This is a genomic window from Nocardia sp. NBC_01503 (genome assembly GCF_036327755.1).
Lineage (GTDB): Bacteria > Actinomycetota > Actinomycetes > Mycobacteriales > Mycobacteriaceae > Nocardia.
Window position 1 is genome coordinate 3,431,224 of record NZ_CP109596.1, and the last position, 16,859, is coordinate 3,448,082.

At 67.2% G+C, this 16,859-nt stretch carries 16 protein-coding genes; 7 read left to right on the forward strand and 9 right to left on the reverse strand.

All coding sequences use genetic code 11. The features are described 5' to 3' along the window. Window positions 1-25: 25 nt before the first annotated feature. The 3 genes from OHB26_RS15230 to OHB26_RS15240 all read left to right on the forward strand — a co-directional run bounded on the left by OHB26_RS15230 (window position 26) and on the right by OHB26_RS15240 (window position 3,004). On the forward strand, window positions 26-595 hold the full coding sequence (locus OHB26_RS15230; RefSeq protein ID WP_330184815.1) for a Uma2 family endonuclease: 570 nt from the start codon (window positions 26-28) through the stop codon (window positions 593-595). An 85-nt stretch (window positions 596-680) separates the two neighbouring features. Further along, window positions 681-1,451 (forward strand): ABC transporter ATP-binding protein, encoded by a 771-nt coding sequence (locus OHB26_RS15235; protein WP_330184816.1) that lies wholly within the window; start codon window positions 681-683, stop codon window positions 1,449-1,451. Beyond that, the gene (locus OHB26_RS15240) at window positions 1,436-3,004 is read left to right on the forward strand and encodes a hypothetical protein (protein WP_330184817.1); all 1,569 of its coding nucleotides are present in this window, start codon (window positions 1,436-1,438) and stop codon (window positions 3,002-3,004) included. Before OHB26_RS15235 ends, OHB26_RS15240 begins: the two co-directional genes overlap by 16 nt. On the opposite strand, the gene OHB26_RS15245 is transcribed toward OHB26_RS15240, so the two are convergent. Beyond that, the gene (locus OHB26_RS15245) at window positions 2,991-4,127 is read right to left on the reverse strand and encodes a GDSL-type esterase/lipase family protein (RefSeq protein ID WP_330184818.1); all 1,137 of its coding nucleotides are present in this window, start codon (window positions 4,125-4,127) and stop codon (window positions 2,991-2,993) included. The genes OHB26_RS15240 and OHB26_RS15245 overlap by 14 nt on opposite strands. Window positions 4,128-4,237: 110 nt before the next feature. Between OHB26_RS15245 and OHB26_RS15250 the strand changes: the two genes are divergently transcribed. Further along, the gene (locus tag OHB26_RS15250) at window positions 4,238-4,711 is read left to right on the forward strand and encodes a MarR family winged helix-turn-helix transcriptional regulator (protein WP_330184819.1); all 474 of its coding nucleotides are present in this window, start codon (window positions 4,238-4,240) and stop codon (window positions 4,709-4,711) included. Between the two features lie 36 nt (window positions 4,712-4,747). Beyond that, window positions 4,748-5,344 (forward strand): class I SAM-dependent methyltransferase, encoded by a 597-nt coding sequence (locus OHB26_RS15255; protein WP_330184820.1) that lies wholly within the window; start codon window positions 4,748-4,750, stop codon window positions 5,342-5,344. Between the two features lie 6 nt (window positions 5,345-5,350). Here OHB26_RS15255 and OHB26_RS15260 read toward each other — a convergent pair whose 3' ends face one another. From OHB26_RS15260 to OHB26_RS15275, 4 genes are all read right to left on the reverse strand, one after another. After that, window positions 5,351-7,327 (reverse strand): 5-oxoprolinase/urea amidolyase family protein, encoded by a 1,977-nt coding sequence (locus OHB26_RS15260; RefSeq protein ID WP_330185651.1) that lies wholly within the window; start codon window positions 7,325-7,327, stop codon window positions 5,351-5,353. An 86-nt stretch (window positions 7,328-7,413) separates the two neighbouring features. Then, entirely contained in the window at window positions 7,414-8,031 is a 618-nt protein-coding gene (locus OHB26_RS15265; RefSeq protein WP_330184821.1) for an urea amidolyase associated protein UAAP2, read from the reverse strand. Beyond that, window positions 8,028-8,777 (reverse strand): DUF1989 domain-containing protein, encoded by a 750-nt coding sequence (locus OHB26_RS15270; RefSeq protein WP_330184822.1) that lies wholly within the window; start codon window positions 8,775-8,777, stop codon window positions 8,028-8,030. Before OHB26_RS15270 ends, OHB26_RS15265 begins: the two co-directional genes overlap by 4 nt. 56 nt (window positions 8,778-8,833) lie before the next feature. Next, window positions 8,834-10,396, reverse strand: coding sequence for an amino acid permease (locus OHB26_RS15275; protein ID WP_330184823.1), 1,563 nt, complete (start codon window positions 10,394-10,396; stop codon window positions 8,834-8,836). A 162-nt stretch (window positions 10,397-10,558) separates the two neighbouring features. Between OHB26_RS15275 and OHB26_RS15280 the strand changes: the two genes are divergently transcribed. Continuing rightward, window positions 10,559-11,218 carry a TetR/AcrR family transcriptional regulator gene (locus tag OHB26_RS15280; RefSeq protein ID WP_442942949.1) on the forward strand — a complete coding sequence of 220 codons (660 nt, stop codon included), beginning with the start codon at window positions 10,559-10,561 and terminating at the stop codon, window positions 11,216-11,218. Window positions 11,219-11,308: 90 nt separating this feature from the next. Here the strand turns inward: OHB26_RS15280 and OHB26_RS15285 are convergent, their stop codons facing one another. Further along, window positions 11,309-13,015 carry a TerD family protein gene (locus OHB26_RS15285; RefSeq protein ID WP_330185652.1) on the reverse strand — a complete coding sequence of 569 codons (1,707 nt, stop codon included), beginning with the start codon at window positions 13,013-13,015 and terminating at the stop codon, window positions 11,309-11,311. Between the two features lie 351 nt (window positions 13,016-13,366). Here OHB26_RS15285 and OHB26_RS15290 point away from each other — a divergent pair, with 351 nt between their 5' ends. Further along, window positions 13,367-15,043, forward strand: a complete 1,677-nt coding sequence (locus tag OHB26_RS15290; RefSeq protein ID WP_330184825.1) for an MFS transporter — start codon at window positions 13,367-13,369, stop codon at window positions 15,041-15,043. On the opposite strand, the gene OHB26_RS15295 is transcribed toward OHB26_RS15290, so the two are convergent. The 3 genes from OHB26_RS15295 to OHB26_RS15305 form a co-directional block, all read right to left on the reverse strand. Further along, window positions 14,993-15,421, reverse strand: a complete 429-nt coding sequence (locus tag OHB26_RS15295) for an NUDIX hydrolase (RefSeq protein ID WP_330184826.1) — start codon at window positions 15,419-15,421, stop codon at window positions 14,993-14,995. The genes OHB26_RS15290 and OHB26_RS15295 overlap by 51 nt on opposite strands. Further along, window positions 15,402-15,947, reverse strand: a complete 546-nt coding sequence (locus OHB26_RS15300; RefSeq protein ID WP_330184827.1) for a hypothetical protein — start codon at window positions 15,945-15,947, stop codon at window positions 15,402-15,404. Before OHB26_RS15300 ends, OHB26_RS15295 begins: the two co-directional genes overlap by 20 nt. 113 nt (window positions 15,948-16,060) lie before the next feature. Further along, a complete protein-coding gene (locus OHB26_RS15305; RefSeq protein WP_330184828.1) occupies window positions 16,061-16,858 on the reverse strand; it encodes a family 1 encapsulin nanocompartment shell protein in 798 nt (265 codons plus the stop codon). Between the last annotated feature and the right edge of the window lies 1 nt (window position 16,859).

Below are 16,859 nucleotides of genomic sequence, written 5' to 3' on the forward strand. Positions count from 1 at the left end.
CGCAGTACCGGGTTATTCGTATCGGATGTATGTTCCGGGCTCTGATCGCTGGACAGCCGCCGATCTCGATCACCTTCCGGAGAACGGACTCCGATACGAGGTCTTGAACGGTCAATTGGTGGTGAATGCCGTCCCAACACCAAGTCATCAGTGGTTGGTCTCACGCCTGGCCGACATGCTTGACCAAGCACTCCCGGTGGAGCATGTCACGATTCAAGGTGTCGGCATACTCGTCGGTGAGGACGAGCCGATTCCAGATCTCTTGATTGCGACCGGCCCGATCCCCTGGGACGACCGTGGCATCCCGGCCGATCAGATCGTGCTCGCTGTCGAGGTGGTGTCCCGATCTACCACCGTGGCCGACCGCGTGGTCAAGCCACTCCTGTACGCCGCCGCCGGCATACCGACCTATTGGCGCCTCGAGACCAGTCGATTCAAAGGTCAGTTGCCCGGCGAGACCTTGCCCGTCCTGTTCGCCTTCGCCCTGGGTGCCGCGGGCGAGTACGAGCTCGACCGCCGGGTGGCGGGCGGCGCGGAGGCCACTCTCAAAACCCCCTTCGATCTCACCCTCGACCTCGCGACCCTCCTGCCGTAGCCCTGAGCCCTTCGGAATCGAACCGGAGGGCCGTGCGGTCCGTATCGTCAAGCGTGAACTTGGCTTCGGCGGGCTAGGAGGGGTTATGACCGCGGTTGGCGGAGAGTGGGCGCTCGAGTTGGAGGGGCTTTTCAAGGGGTTCGGGGGCCCCTGGGTGGTCGAGGGGGTGAGTCTCGCGGTGCCGCCCGGATCGTTCTTCGGGTTGGTCGGGCCCAATGGGGCCGGGAAGACGACGACGCTGTCCATGGCCGTGGGGTTGTTGCGGCCGGATCATGGGGTGGCTCGGATATTCGGGGGTGATGTGTGGGCGGATCCGGTGCGGGCCAAGACGGTGGTGGGGGTGTTGCCGGATGGGTTGGCTTTGCCGGAGCGGCTGACCGGGCGGGAGTTGTTGACCTACACCGGATTGCTGCGCGGGATGGATAAGAAGACGGTGGGGGAGCGGGCGCAGGAGCTGCTCGCGGTGCTGGAGTTGACCGGCGCGGAGAACACCGTGGTGGTCGATTACTCGGCGGGTATGCGCAAGAAGATCGGGCTGGCCACCGCCCTTTTGCACGCACCGAAACTGCTGGTACTGGATGAGCCGTTCGAGGCCGTGGATCCGGTGTCGGCGGGGACAATTCGGACCATTCTGCAGCGGTTCGTGGCGGCGGGTGGGTCCGTGGTGCTGTCCAGTCATGTGATGGCACTGGTGGAGAACCTCTGCGATCGGGTCGTGGTGATCAATCGGGGCAAGGTGGTCGCGGGCGGGACCGTGGCCGAGGTGCGGGGAGAGGGAACGCTGGAGGAGGCGTTCGTGCGGCTCGTCGGCGGGCATGTGGGTGGGGAGGAGGGGCTGTCGTGGTTGGCGTCCTGATTCGAATGCGATTGCGGCTCACCGCCAGAGCCATGCGGGAGGGGCGGGCGGCGCTGAACTTCTGGGTCGGCAGCGCGTTCGGGCTCGTGGCCGCCCTGATCACCGCCATCCTCATCGGATTCGGGCATGAGACCGTGCACGGTGGAATCACCATCGCCGCAGCGCTTTTCGCGGGATGGACGCTCGGGTGGATCTGTGGTCCGGTGCTCACCGGGAGCAGTGACGAGACCCTGCAACCGGAGCAGTTCCGGTTGCTGCCGTTGACGGATCGGCAATTGGCGTACGGACTGGGCGCTGCCGCGTTCGCCGGTCCTGCGGCCGTGATCAACCTGCTCGCCTTCGCCGGCCTGGTGATTCTCGCCGCACCGAAAGGCGTTGTGCCCGTGGTGATCGCGCTCATCGGCGTGGTGCTGCAACTGATCTTCGTGGTGCTGCTGTCCCGGGTGATGGTGGCCTGGCTGGGTGCGGCCATGCGATCGCGGCGCGGACGGGATCTGGGTGTGCTGCTCGCGGCGCTGCTCGGCCTGGCCTACTATCCGCTCAATCTGCTGATCACGAATCTCGGTCCTTCCCTGGAGAATTCGGGCGGCGCGCTTGCCACCACACTGCGCGCGGTGCCGTCGGGCTGGGCCCCCTACGCGGTCGAATCGGCGGTGCGTGGAGATGCGCTATGGGCACTGCTCCCGCTGCTCGGTCTCGCCGCCCTCTCGCTCGCACTGTGGCAGCTGTGGGCGGTACTGCTGCACCGCCGCCTCACCCTCCCACCCGCCCCGGCCGGGCAGATCCTCGACAGCGGAGCCGGACTCCTGGATCGCTACCTGCCCGCCACCCCGGTCGGCGCGGTGGTCGCCAAGGAGCTGCGCACCTGGTGGCGGGACGGCCGCCGCCGCGCCGCCCTGCTCCCGCTGCTGCTGGTCGGGTTCGCGCTGCCCGCCTTCCTGTCCTTCCAGAACAATGGCACCGGAACCATCGCGTATTCGGGTGCCTTCGTGGTGTGGATGGCCGCCATGGGCTCCACGAATCTGTACGGCTTCGACGGCACCTCGGTATGGCAGACCATCGTCACCCCGGGAGCCGCCCGCGCGGATGTGCGCGGCCGTGCCATCGCCTGGCTGATACTGGTCGCTCCGGTGGCCCTGCTGGCCGCGCTCATCCTGCCCGGTGCGCTGGGACGGTCGGGGGCCTATCCGTGGGTGCTGTGCACCCTGCCGGTATTGCTCGGCGTCGGTGTCGCGGCGGTGGTCTTCCTGTCCACGCATGCGGCGTATTCCCTTCCGCCGCAACGCGGTAACCCATTCGCGGGCTCGGGAAACCCGGGCTGCGCGAAACTGCTCATGCAGCTGACCGTCGGCCTCGGACAGTTGCTGATATCGGTCCCGGTACTGGCGATTCTGATAGTCGGTGCGGTCCTGCGCAATCCGTTCGTGCAGTGGGCGGCACTACCGGTCGGTCTGCTGGTCGGCGGGTTGGCCGCGACCCTCGGAATCCGGCTCGCCACCACCCGACTCGATACCTACGGTCCGGAGCTGATGGCCGAGGTCAAACCCCGCTGAGATGGGCCGTCAGGGCGCTGATATCCACCGCCCCGGCCATGGCGCGATGACCAGCGTCGTTGAGATGCAGCCCGTCCCCGCTGTCGAATTCGGCGCGAATGAAATCACCGGTCTCGGAATCCTGCACCGCCGCGGCGATATCGAAGACGGCGTCGAAGACATCGGTGGTGCGCAGCCACTCGTTCACCTCGCGGCGTACCCGAACCCCTTCCGCCACACTCAAACCCGGGTAGATGACACCCGCGAACGGTCCGACGGTATTGGCATAGATCGGCAGCCCCGCCGTATGCGCCAAGCGTGCCAGCTCGATGTACCCGGCAATGAGCTGCGCGGCCGGGGCCGTACCGCCCACGATCAGATCATTGATCCCGAAGTTGGCCCAAACACCGGTCACCCCGGGCACCGAGAGTACATCCCGCTCGAACCGGGCCAGGCCGTGCTCGCCGACTTCGTCTGTGAGCAAACGGTTTCCGCCGATACCCTGATTGACCGCCCAGCCTTTGGCCAGCTTCTCGCCGAGCACATCCACCGAGCGGTGATTACCGCCCGGAGTCGAGCCGACACCTTCGAACCAGGAGTCGCCGAAGGCGACCAGCACCGGCGCATCGGCATCGGTCAGCACATCGATACCGGTGAGGAAGAAGCGGGAACCGGTCTCCTCGGCCGTGGACCACACGGCTTCTCCGGTGTGGTCGCCCGAGGTGATCCAGCCCGGCTGCGCGGGCAGATGCGCGAAGGCCGCGAATCCGGTCGGCTCGGGCAGGTACAGGCTGAGCGCCAGCTCGGTGCCCGCGGCAATGGGCAGTTCGATCGGATCGCTGATCAGATCGGCCCCGGCCGGAATCCGCGCCTGCTCCGCACCCGCGAACCGCAGCACGGTATCGGTCTCGCCGACGATCTCGGACCCGGTCTTGGCGAACGCGATGTGCGCCGCGCCGATAACGAGGTCCCGCTCGGAGTAGCGATTGGTGAGCCGCACCCGCAGCTGCGATCCGGCACCGGCCACCCGCGCGATCTGGCGCAGTGTCTCCCCGGCGAAGCCGCGCGGCTCGGCCAGCCGGATCTCCTCGGCCGGATTCACCAGCGGTGCACGGAAACCGGCCACCCAGCGCTGTGCGGTCATGACGTCCTCCAAGTTGTTGCTGTGCGGATTATTGCGTTGTCAACAACATACTAGATTTGTTCCGCGTGTCAACTATCCCCAATGCAGTCATCTGGTTTACGCTGCTCAGCGTGGATCCCAAGCATCTCTTCGACGACCCCCGCCTGACCGCAGTCGGCCTGCTCTACGAGGCGCACGACGGTCTGCTCGCCCGGCTCGAACCGACCTGGAAGGGAAATGGGCTCTCCGGCCTCGATTTGAATGCCCTTATGCGCCTGAGTCGTTCACCGGGGCGCAAACTGCGCATGACCGATCTCGCGGTGCAGACCAATCTCTCGACCAGCGGCGTCACCCGCCTGGTGGATCGATTGGAGCGCAATGGCTTCGTGCGCCGAGAGGCCGATCCCGGCGACCGCCGCAGCTCCTACGCGGTGCTCACCGCCGCGGGTGCGACCCGGGTGGCCCGGGTACTGCCCGCTTATCTGGAGGGCGTGGAGCGCTGGTTCACCGGTCTCTTCGACCCCGAACAGCTCGACACCCTCACCGCCGCTCTACGAGTCATTCGCGACACCACCAATCCGGAGGCCACCCACACCTCCGACTGAAGGCACCCGCCCGTGCCCGTGGCTAGGCTCGGAATCATGACCGACATTCCGGACGCCGACCGCTGGAATACGAATATCCACTATCACGGGATATTGGCCGATGCGGTCGCCGCCGCCGACTCGGTGTTGGATGTCGGCTGCGGCGAGGGCATGCTCTCTCGCCGTCTGCGCCAACGGATTCCGCATGTCACCGGTATCGACCTGCACGAACCGAGTATCGAACTGGCGCGGGCCCAGGGTCCGGCGGATATCACCTATCTGTGCGCGGACTTCCTGGCCCACCCGTTCGAGCCGGAATCCTTCGACGGCATCGTCTCGGTGGCGACCCTGCACCATATGGATCCGGCGGCGGCACTGTCGCGTATGGCCGAATTACTCAGGCCCGGAGGAACTTTGGCGCTCATCGGGCTGGCGATGCCGAACTGGCCCGCCGATATCCCGCGCGAGCTCGCCGCGGGTATCGGCTACAACTGGTACCGCTTCACCAGGAAGCGCTGGGAGCACCCCTCACCCATTGTGTGGCCGCCGCCGCACACCTACGCCGATATTCGTGAGCTGTCCCGAAGGCTCCCCGGCGCCGCCTACCGGCGGCATCTCTACTGGCGCTACTCGATCATGTGGACCAAGAAGTAGCGCCGTTCAAGGTGTTTCGGTGAGCTCACCCGCCGCCCGCCAGGAATTGCGTTCCGCGGTGAAGGCTTCGGCCTGGGTGGCGCGGAAGGATTCGATGGAATCGGCATTGTCGCTGAGGAACCGGCGATAGTCGGCGAGTTTGAATTCGCCGTCCCGGGCGCGCAGTTCACCACGTCCGGCCGCCACGTCGGCGCGCAGGTCCAGGAGCTCCTCGGCGCTCACCGGATACCAGCTGATGCGATCGAAATAGCGTAGGAGCCAAGGGTCTTCACCGAGTCCGGTGGAGCGGTGGTTCCAGACCTGGGTGGTGCGCCCGACGAACTGGTAGCCGCCCGGTCCCTCCATGCCGTAGATGCACAGGTACGCACCGCCGATGCCGACCGCGTTCTCGGGAGTCCAGGTGCGGGCCGGATTGTATTTGGTGGTGACCAGCCGATGGCGTGGATCGGTAGGGGTGGCGACCGGTGCGCCCAGGTACACATCGCCGAGGCCCAGGACCAGGTATTCGGCGGCGAAGACGGTGTCGAAAACGTCGTCCACCGTGGCCAACCCGTTCATCCGGCGGATGAATTCGATATTCCACGGGCACCACGGGGCATCGGCGCGCACACCGTGCATATAGCGGGTGATGGCCTCACGGGTGGAGGGATCGTCCCAGGACAGGGGAAGCGAGACCGTGCGGCTGGGGACCACCAGTTCATCGGCGGAGGGGAGTTCGGCCTCCACCTCGCCGAGCAGGTCCAGGAGTTTGGCGGTGGGCAGGCGATCCGGATCGGTGCGGACCTGGAGTGAGCGGACACCCGGGGTGAGTTCGGTGACGCCGGGTTCCTTGCGCTCCAGCAGGGCCTGGTGCAGCGCGTGCACGCGGGCGCGCAACTCCAAATCCAGTGTCATATCGCCGTATTCGATGAGCATGCCGTCATTGCCCGCCCGCCGGTAGGTGACGGCCGTTTCATTGCCGTCCCGCCGCGCCAGCACGCCGTCGTCACCATCGCCGCCGGGGGAGAGCACCACCGGCCAGGCGGCCCGGCGGGCCGCGCCCAGTTCGCGCAGGGAGGCGGCGCGATCGGCGCGCACGGGGACGAAGCGGACCTTGTCACCCGGGGTGAGCTGACCCAGCTTCCAGCGGTCCGCCGCCACCACGGTGACCGGGCAGACGAAGCCGCCCAGGCTCGGGCCGTCCGGTCCGAGCAGGATCGGGGTATCGCCGGTGAAGTCCAGTGCGCCGATGGAATACGCCGTGTCGTGGATATTCGACGGATGCAGTCCGGCCTCGCCGCCGTCCTGTCGCGCCCACTGCGGCTTCGGTCCGATGAGCCGCACGCCGGTCCGATCGGAGTTGAAATGCACCTCGTAATCGGTGCCGATAATCGTGTCGAAGTCGCCGCGTGTGAAGAACTCCGGCGCACCGTGCGGGCCCTCGGTGACCGCCAGCTCCCAGCGGCGTGCGAAGACCGGCTGATCATCGCCGGGTACCCCGGCGCTGATCTGCTCCGGCCTGCTCGGTGTTCCGAGTGGGAGCGCAGCACCGACGGCCAGGGCGCGACCGGTGCCCCCGCCGAACTTGCCGAGCGTGAAAGTCGCACGGCTGCCCAGATATTCGGGCACCTCGATACCGCCCGCGACCAGGATGTAGCAGCGCATCCCCGGACCGCGCACCATGCCGACATCCAAGATCCCACCGGCGGGGACCAGCACGCTGCGCCACTGCCGAACGGGTTTGCCGTTCACGGTGACCGGCACCGGCGCGCCGGTGACGCAGACCCACGTCGGCTCCTCGAATCGCAGCGCCGGTCCGCCCAGCGTGCATTCGAGTCCGGCCGCTCCCTCCGGATTCCCCAGCGCTCGATTGCCCAGTCGGAACGACAGGTCATCCATCGGACCGGACGGGGGCACGCCCACATGCCAGTACCCGACTCGCGCGGGCCAATCCTGCACGGTGGTCTGCATTCCCGGCCGCACGACATGGAAAGCCGCTGTCACCGCGTCGGTTTCGGGCTCCACCACCGGCTGTGCCACCACCGGTGCGGAATCCGTCTCCACCGCGGCGACTTCGGGTAGAAGTGGGGTCATCGAGTCACCACCATCCGTACCGGCGTCGGATCGAAGCCGTTGCAGGGGTTGTTGATCTGCGGGCAGTTGGAGACCAGTACGAGGGTGTCGATCTCGGCCCGCAGGGTGATCTTCTTACCCGGGGCGGAGAGCCCGTCGACAATGCCGAGCGTGCCGTCCGCCTCCACCGGAACATTCATGAACCAGTTGATATTCGAGACCAGATCGCGCTTGCCCAGCCCCCACTTCATGCCCTCGGCGAGAAAGTTCTCCACACAGGCGTGCTGATGGCGGGTGTGATGGCCGTAGCGCAGCGTATTGGACTCCTGTGAGCAGGCCCCGGCGACGGTGTCGTGATTGCCGACCTCATCGGCGACCACCGTCATGAGCGCGGTGCCGGCATCGGTGAGCAGTACGCTGCCGGTGCTCAGGAAGATATTGCGCTGTGCGGTGACGGTGGCCTGGGCGCTGTAGCGCTCGGTGTGATCGTCCGCCGCGTAGAGCAGGCAGTCCACCGCCTGATTGCCGTGCAGGTCGATGATCTCCAGTTGCTCACCGGCGCGCACCACCGTGGACCACGGCGCACGGGCGGGCACGGTTTCGTCGAGCACGGTGGTGCCGGATGTGATGATCATGCGATTGCCTCCAGAGTGCTTGCCTGCCAATCCGATTCGGTGTTCTCCACCGCGCGCAGGTATTCCGGGTCGGTATTGAACTGCCGGACAAGCTCTTCCGGGGCAGCCCAGGCCACCAGATCGAGATCCGTGGTGGGCGTGCGGTCCAGCGGATGCTCGGCATTGGCGATGAGCAGGGTGACCGGCAGGTGGATGAGCAGCTCGACCGCGGTCCCGGCTCCGGCGCTGCCCGTGGCGGTGAGTCCGCCGTCCGACTCCACCCGCACCCCGCGGAAGAACGAGAGGGTTTGCGCGATATCGCGCGGTTCCAGCCCCTGCTTGACCCCGGCCAGGCACAGCTGATCCCGGGCCCGCGCCGAAGTGCCGCACAGGGTGTCGTGCCGACCGGAGGAATCCGCGACCACCGTGGCGAGCACCCGCCCCTGATCGGACAGCAGCGGATGTCCGGCCGCCAGATACGCCTGCCACGGCACCTTCACGGTATCGGCGACATTGAGTCGCTCCCAAGGCGATTCGGCGCGAAACAGCATCAGATGCGCGCAGGCCGCCCCCATGGGATCCGAGATTCGCACCCGGGTGCCGCGTCCGAGCACCACATTGGCATAGCCGCTGGACGGAATCCGCTGTGCGAAGGTGATTTTCGCCGAATCGATGCCCTCCGGCAGCTCCGGTCCGCTCATATTCGCGGTGGCTGCCTGCGACCGGGCGTGCGCCCGTGCGCTCGAGGTGTCTGCGGTATTCGTCATCGATACTCCTTCCATACGCCGCCCTCGGTGCCGAGAGCGGCGAATGGTGTTGTCGTTCAGGCAGGTTGGGTGATCGGGTCGGTGGCCGCGAGTGCGCGGGACGGGGTGATGAACCGGTACACCAGCACACCCGCCGCGATCGTCACCAGTACGAAAAGCGGTGCGGCCCATTGCATCCACCAGCTGCCACCGGTCGGGATGTAGACCTCGGCGCGCGGCCAGGCCAGGTTCACCGCCATGGCGATGCCCCACACCACGGCCAGCGCGTTGATCGGAATTCCGAAGCGGCCCAGCCCGAACAGTGGCTTACCGTTCTCGGTGGTGGCGTCATCGGCGGGCCAGCCCTTCATACGACGCACCAGCAGCGGCACCGTGACCAGTAGATACGCCAGGTAGAGCGTCACAATGCAGACGCTGGCCAGGGTCGCGAAGATGGCGGCATTGCCGAGGTTCAGCACGAGCAGGCCGATGCCGAGTGCGCCGATCACCACCGCGGGCAGCACCGGGGTGCCGAAGCGCGGGTGCACGGCGGCCAGGCGCTCGGCGAAGGGGAGGCGACCGTCGCGTGCCATCGAGAACATGAGCCGCGAACCGGCGGTCTGAATTGCCAAGGTGCACACCGTGACAGCGCACGCCACACAGGCCAGGACCACCTTGCCCGCAGGACTGTCCAGCTTGGCCTCGATCACGTAGGCGAGTCCGCCACTGCTCAACGAGCCGTCCGACAGGCTGGGCGCGGCCATCAGCGCGCCCAGCAGGATCAGGCCGCCGCCGATACCCGAGACCGTCAGCGCGGTCAGAATCGTGCGCGGTGCGACCTGGCGCGGATCCTTGGTCTCCTCGGAAAGCTCACCGGCGGAATCGAATCCAACCATGACGTACGCGGCCATCAGCCCGGAGACCAGGAAGGCGGCCCAGTACGAACCCGGTGCGGCCTGATCGGTCTGGGTGACCACGCTCGGCCCGCGATCGGCGTGCGTGAAGAAGACCGCGATCACCGCGAGCACGCCGACGATCTCGATGGTCACGCCCAGCGAATTGATCCGCGCCATCCAGTCGATGCCGACCACATTGATCAGCGTGGTGACCACCAGCAGAATGCTGCCCAGCACAACGGCATTCACCGCACCGTCATGCGAGGTCAGTGCGGTGTCGGTGCCGACCAGCTGGAAGCCGCTCCAGATCGAGGGCAGCACCACCTGCAATGCGATGGCTGCCGCGGCGGCGGTGACAATCTGCGCGATGATCATCATCCAGCCCGCGAACCAGCCCACCACCGCACCGGCCAGATGCCGTGACCACTGGTAGATGCAGCCCGAGAGCGGGTAGCGCGCGGCGAGTTCGGCGAAGTTCAACGCCACCAGGAACTGGCCCGCGAAGACGATCGGCCAGGTCCAGAAGAAGGCCGCGCCGCCGAAGGCGTAACCGAGGCCGAAGAACTGGAAGATCGTGGTCAGGATGGAGACGAAGGAGAAGCCCGCCGCGAACGAGGCGTAGCGGCCGAGCTTGCGATGCAGGACGGGCTGATAGCCGAAGCGCGCCAGGTCGGCGCTGTCGGCGCCGGTATCGGTGCTGTTCGGCGGGTCTTTCTGGACGATGGAATCGGCGGAGGCAACCATGGCGAATCCTTCGGGCGGCGAATATCTATCGATTGAAAGTTTTCCAATCGCGATCGCTCGCCCGGTGACGCCGATGTATCCGAATCGTGGCCCGCCGTAACTTCTGCATTGCCGGGATTTCTATCGAGTGACAGAAACCTCACCGCGGTCCGGTAGGACAGAATGAAGCCCGTGACCCAACTCGGACCTGGACGTCCCCGCCTGGAGCCCCGCCGCAGGGCAGGGCAGACGCCGCGCGCCGAGATCCTCGACGCCGCCGCGGAACTGTTCACCGGCAATGGCTACGGCAGCACCTCGACCCGCGCCATCGCCGATGCCGTCGGCATTCGACAGGCCTCGCTGTATCACCACTTCGCGTCCAAGGACGACATCCTCGACGCACTGCTCGGTGAAACCATCACCGCACCACTGGAACTCGCCGAACGGCTGGCGGATACGGCGGCGCCCGCCGCGGTACGCCTCTACGCCCTGGCGCGATTCGATGTGAGCCAACTCTGCGCCGCGCGCTGGAATCTGGGTGCGCTCTATCTGCTACCGGAGCTGCGCAGCGAACGCTTCGCGGCCTTCCGCGCCCGGCGTGACGAGCTGCGGCGGCATTACGAAACCCTCGCCGCCGCAGTCATATCCGAGGCCGGTAACCCCACCGTGCCCGGTGCGGACCTGCTGCCGTTCCGCCTCGTCGAATCGGTCATCAATATCCGATCCGACGAGGGCGCGCCGCCGCGGTACGCCGATCAGCTGATCCCCGACGCCATGCTGCGGCTGCTCGGATATCAGGACGATCTGACGCGAACCCGAGCCGCCGCACTGGAACTCGGCTGATTTCCCCGTCATCCCGGCATGCTTTGGCCGGGATCCATTGCACTGGTGTGGATCCCGGCCAAAAGCGCGCCGGGATGACGAGGGTGGGACCTACTTGCCCTTGGAGGTGCCCCACTTCAGGTCCCAGCGATACGCCTGGTCCACGGCCATCTTGCCCCAGAAGCGGTGGCCGTCCGGCGGGCGCACGAAGGCGCCCTCGCGGCGAACCACCAACTCGCCGTTCACATTCTCGATGAGGGCGAGCACCATCTCGCGGGAGTCGTCGACACAGCCGCTGACCTCCATCTCGATGGGCGGGGAGTTGCGCGGGTACAGCGTCGCGGTGGCGTGCACGCCACGGAAATCCTCCGCACCCTCGTACAGCGAGGCGAAGACCAGAATGCGGCGGAACTGCGCGGTGCTGTCCAAATTGATGGACAGGTTCTCACCACCCTGGCTCGCGCCGGTGCGATCGTCCTGATCCAGCTCGATGAACGGGGCGCGATGCAGATTGCCCATGGTGTCCAGCGGGCTGATGCACCCCTTGGAGCCGTCGGTCAGCTCCCAGAAGCAGCACAGATCCAGATCCAGACCGCCATTGCCGCCGCGCTTACGCCCGAACAGCCCACTCGACGCGCCCGGCACCGACCAATTCAGATTGACCCGCATGATGCCGCCGGTCGCACCCTGCTTGGTCAGTGAGACCGCCGGGGCCTCCTTGGTCAGCGAGATCTTGCCCAGATTCACCTTGGGCTCGGCCGCACCGGGCGGCGGGGTCTGCCCGAACGGCTGCGGCGGAACAGAATTCGCACCCTGCTGATACGGCGGCGGAGGCTGATTCCCACCCGGCGGGTACGGCGGAATCTGATTCCCGCCGGACTGATGCGGATTCGGCGGCACGGGATACGGCTGTTGCGGCGGCGGATACCCGCCGGGCGCAGGCGAATACGCCGGATCCTGATACTGCCCGCCCGGCGGGTACTGACCAGCGGGCGGCGGGTATCCGCCCTGCGGTTGCCCGGCGGGTGGGTACTGCCCACCCGGATCCGGGTACTGGCCCGGCTGCGGGCTGTATCCACCCGGCGGCGGGTACTGGCCGGGCGGCGGGTACTGCCCGGGCGCACCGAACTGCTGCGGATTCTGGCCCGGCGCGGCGTAATTCGGCTGCGGCGCGCCATACGGCGGCGGGGCGGCGGGCGGCGGGGTGAAGGGCTGCGCCGGTGGCGGAGTGACCTGTGCCGGGGAAGGAGGCGGCGGGGCGGCGGGCGCGCCCTGCGGCGGCCGGGCCGTCTGCGTGGCCGGGGCATCGTCGACGGTGATACCGAAATCGCTTGCGAGCCCGGCGAGTCCGGTCGCATATCCTTGGCCGACGGCGCGGAACTTCCACGCGCCCTGGCGGCGGTACAGCTCGCCGAGTACGAAGGCGGTCTCGGAGGAGGCGTCGGTGCTGTCGAAGCGCGCCACCTCGGCGCCGCTACCGGCATCCACCAAACGCACATGCAGGCCGGGCAATTGGGCGAAGGTGCCGCCATCGGCGGAGGCCGCGATGACAATGGTCTCGATCTGCGGCTCCACCTGCCCCAGATTCACCGCGAGCACATCGGTGACCTGCGGCCCCTGCCGCTTACCCTCGTGCCGCACCGCGCCCGAGCCGTGCACCGGCTGGTTGTAGAAGACGAAATCGCTGTCCGAGCGCACCCGCCCTCCGGCCAGCAGGAGTGCCGAAGCGTCGGCATCCGGAACGCCTGGACCCGCCTGCCACCCCAGCTCGACCCGTACCGCGGACGCCGCCACCGGAACGTTGGAACCCTTCATCATCGACACGCCCTCAAACGTATCCGATTCGGACATCGGCTGTCCCGGTTCGGTCCCGGTGATCCGGTCGGGATCGCCGGTGCTGCCCGCACCCCGCGCCAGCCCCCTTAACGCGATGGCAAATACTCGGCATCGATTGGCAGGTGGTTCGCCGCGCCGTGTGAGCACGGTGTCATACGAATCAAAATGCGGCAAAGAGCTGGCTATTTTCGCCATTCAGGTAACCGTCTCGTCACCTTGGGTCGTTGTCCAGGGCGATGCACATACACTGAGGACCGGCCAACGGCACCTGTGTGGCTACTGCGATAAACCGGTTATTTCGGACGGCTGTCCCATGCGCGGCAGGAGCGACGGATGACAGAAGAGCAGCTGGATCTGGGTCGCAAGAAATGGATCACGCTCGGAGTGCTGGCACTCGGGCTCTCCATGGTGGTGCTGGACGGCACCATCGTCTCGGTCTCGCTACCGGTCATCATCGACCAGTTGAGTCTGAATTTCACTCAGGCGCAATGGGTTACCAGCATCTACGCGGTCGTACTGGCCGCCCTGCTGATCACCAGCGGGCGCCTCGGCGATCGCTTCGGGCGGCGCAATATGTTCGCGCTCGGCGTGCTCGTCTTCCTGGCGGGCAGTGTGCTCGCCGCCTCCGCGACCAGCGCCTGGCCGCTGCTGTGGGGCCGCATCGTGCAGGGCATCGGCGCGGCCGGGGTGATGCCGGGCACGCTCGCCACCATGAACGCCCTGTTCCGGGGGCGGGATCGGGTGATCGCCTTCGCCGTCTGGGGCTCGGTCATCTCCGGTGTGGCGGCCATCGGACCGCTGCTCGGTGGTTGGCTCACCACCAACTACACCTGGCCGTGGATCTTCCTGGTCAATATCCCGCTCGGTGCGGTGGTCCTGATCGGACTCTTCCTGTTCGTACCGGAGACCCGGATGGGCAAGGCCGCGCCGGGACTCGATGTGGATGGATTCCTGCTCAGCGCGGCCGGTTTCGCCCTGCTGGTATTCGCGCTCATCGAAGGCCAGACCTACGGCTGGTGGAAACCGCTGCGCGAGTTCCCGATGCCCGGATTCCACTGGTCCGAAAACGCTTGGATCTCACCCATTCCCGTCTTCCTGGCGCTGGGCGTATTGGCGCTGGTGCTGTTCATTCGCTGGGAGACGCATCGGAATCTGATCGGGCGCTCGGCGCTGTTGGATCCCAAACTCTTCCGGATACCGAGTTTCCGCTGGGGCAATATCACCGCGTTCGCGGTCTCGCTCGGTGAATTCGGCCTGCTGTTCGTATTGCCGTTGTTCATGGTGAATGTGCTCGGATTGTCCACGCTCGGTGCGGGTTACGTGCTCGCGGCAATGGCGGTCGGCGCATTCTTCGCCGCCGGAATCGCCGAGGGCATCGTGCGCAGGATCGGACCGGTGCGCGTGGTGCAGCTCGGCCTGGCCCTGGAGGCCGTCGCCATCGCGCTGGTGGCGCTGTTCGTGACCCCGCACATCTCGGCCTGGTGGCTGGCCTTACTGCTCGTCGTCTACGGCATCGGCCTCGGGATGGCCTCGGCGCAATTGACCGGTACGGTGCTCGCCGATGTGCCACCGTCGAATTCGGGCCAGGGCTCGGCGGTCCAGAGCACGGTGCGACAGGTCGGTTCTGCCTTCGGTATCGCGGTGGTCGGCGCCCTGCTGTCGGTGGCGCTCGGACACGATCTGCCGCGCCGCCTGGACGAGGTGAAGGCTCTGCCCGCCAGCGCGGCCCACGCGCTCTCCACCGCCACCCGGGAATCGGCGGGCGGGGCCATCTCCGGAGTCCGCGATCAGAACGGTGCGGCGGCGGTGCTGGACGCGCTCTGCCGCGGCTTCACCGATGCCACCCGCACCACACTGCTCGCGGCCGCGCTGTTCCTGATGATCGGTCTGGCCGCGGCCACCCGCATTCCCTATCGCGCGGCGGACGCGCCGACCGCCGTCGACGCCGCGGACGGCGGGTCAGGCGTCGATCAGGCCGAGGGCGTGCAGCCGCTGAAAGACCAGGAGTGAACCCGGGGCCACATGCTCCATGGCCTGATACTCGGCGAGCGTGAACCAGCGCAGTTCGGCGATCTCACCGGAGGCTCGGGGCTCATCGGCGAGCTCACCGAGGAAACAGGTCATATGCAGCCGAGTGCCGGGCGCGTGGCCGTACGCCTCCGCCTCGAAGACGCCGAGTTCGGCCACCTCGACGGTGTCCACGCCGAGCTCCTCGCGAATCTCGCGGTGCAGCGCCGAAACCGGGGTCTCACCCGGATCGATCTTGCCGCCGGCCATATAGAAGACATCTTTGCCGGTGGACCTGGTCTGCAGCAGACGACGATCCCGGATATGCGCCAGAGCCGCTGTGCGAATCACGGCCTCGACCCTACCGAGCGGTGTCACCATGCGTCGGCGGGGCCAGTCGCCAGTGCCGGGTGAGCGCATCGGCGATCTCCGGGAGTACGGTCACCGGAATCCGCTTACCGCGCAGCATGCCGCGAATCTCATTGACCTGCTCACGTTTACGCATGTCGTAGGCGTTCGCGATGGGCTTGACCACCGGCGGGATGGAGAGCAGCACCAACTCGCCGTGCGGCTCCTGACCGCCATTGAGATCCAGCGCCAGCGACCAGCGCGCCTGCTCATCGAGCGCGAACCGACCGGCCACCACCCGATCCCAGGCGAGAGTCTCGGCGCCCCAAGGGGTTCGCCGCACAATCGAATCCTCGGTCAACACCACGCCATCGCGCCCGAACAGCAGAAACAACAGGGCGATCCCCGCCGCGATCCCGAGCAGCAATCCGGTGAACACCCGATTCACCCCGAAGGCCCCGACCATGCCACCGCAGATCGCCGCCGTAACCAACACCGCGGCCACGCCGTACCAGGCGGCCCGCCGCCCCGGCACCACACCGGCCCGCACCATCGTCATCCCGCGCGCACCATCGAACATCGCCTCCCGCTTCTGTGCTGCGCGTCACCGTACCCGCAAGACGGCCCCGCGCGCAGTGTGCGTACGGGGCCGGTGCTTTCGCGGCGTACGGCTCACGCCTCCAGGGCGACGGCCGCCTCGGCGGTGTAGACCAGGAAGGTCAGCGACTCCTGGAAGTACAGCTGGACGGATTCGGCATCGTGCGAGAGATAGCCGATGGAGAGATCCTGGCCGATCTGCAGGTCGAAATCCCCACCGCGGGTGGAGAGCACGAATGCGCCGTCGATGGCCGGGGCCCAGATGATCTCGCCGTCGATCAGCCGCTCGATATGGGTCCGGATCGGATGTCCGTGATCGGAGGTCTCGCTGACCGCGGTGTACAGATCGGCGGAGAGCAGCACCGAGTACGGTCCGTCCACGCCCGCCAGCCGCAGCTTGCTCAGGGCCTGGGTGACGGCCTCGGGAGCCAGCTTCGGATCGCCCGGCAGCTTCACCGGTTCGGATGAGGTGCTCGCGCGGATACCGACGATCCCCGCGGCCGGATACCCCTCGAACAGCGCCCGGTCCTCGGCGAACGCGACCTTCTTGGCCGCCTCCTTCACCGCGTCCAGATCGGTGTCCTTGGCCCCGCGCTCCACATTGTCGAGCTCATCGCGGGACAGGCTGAACGGCACCCGCAGCTCCACCAGCGGCACCACCACGCGCTGGCGCGCCTGCACCCCGTCACCGGGGGAGGTGATGGGCGCGGTGCGGCCCACACCCACCGCGGAGTAGTCCGCGCCGTGCGGTCCGGAGACATCGACCACGCGCCGACCGGCGATGTGCCGCTTGAAGGTTCGGGTCGCCTCCTCCTCGATCGCCGTCCAGGCGGCGGAGGTGATCGGCGCGAGTTCCCGGTGGAGGTTGTTCATG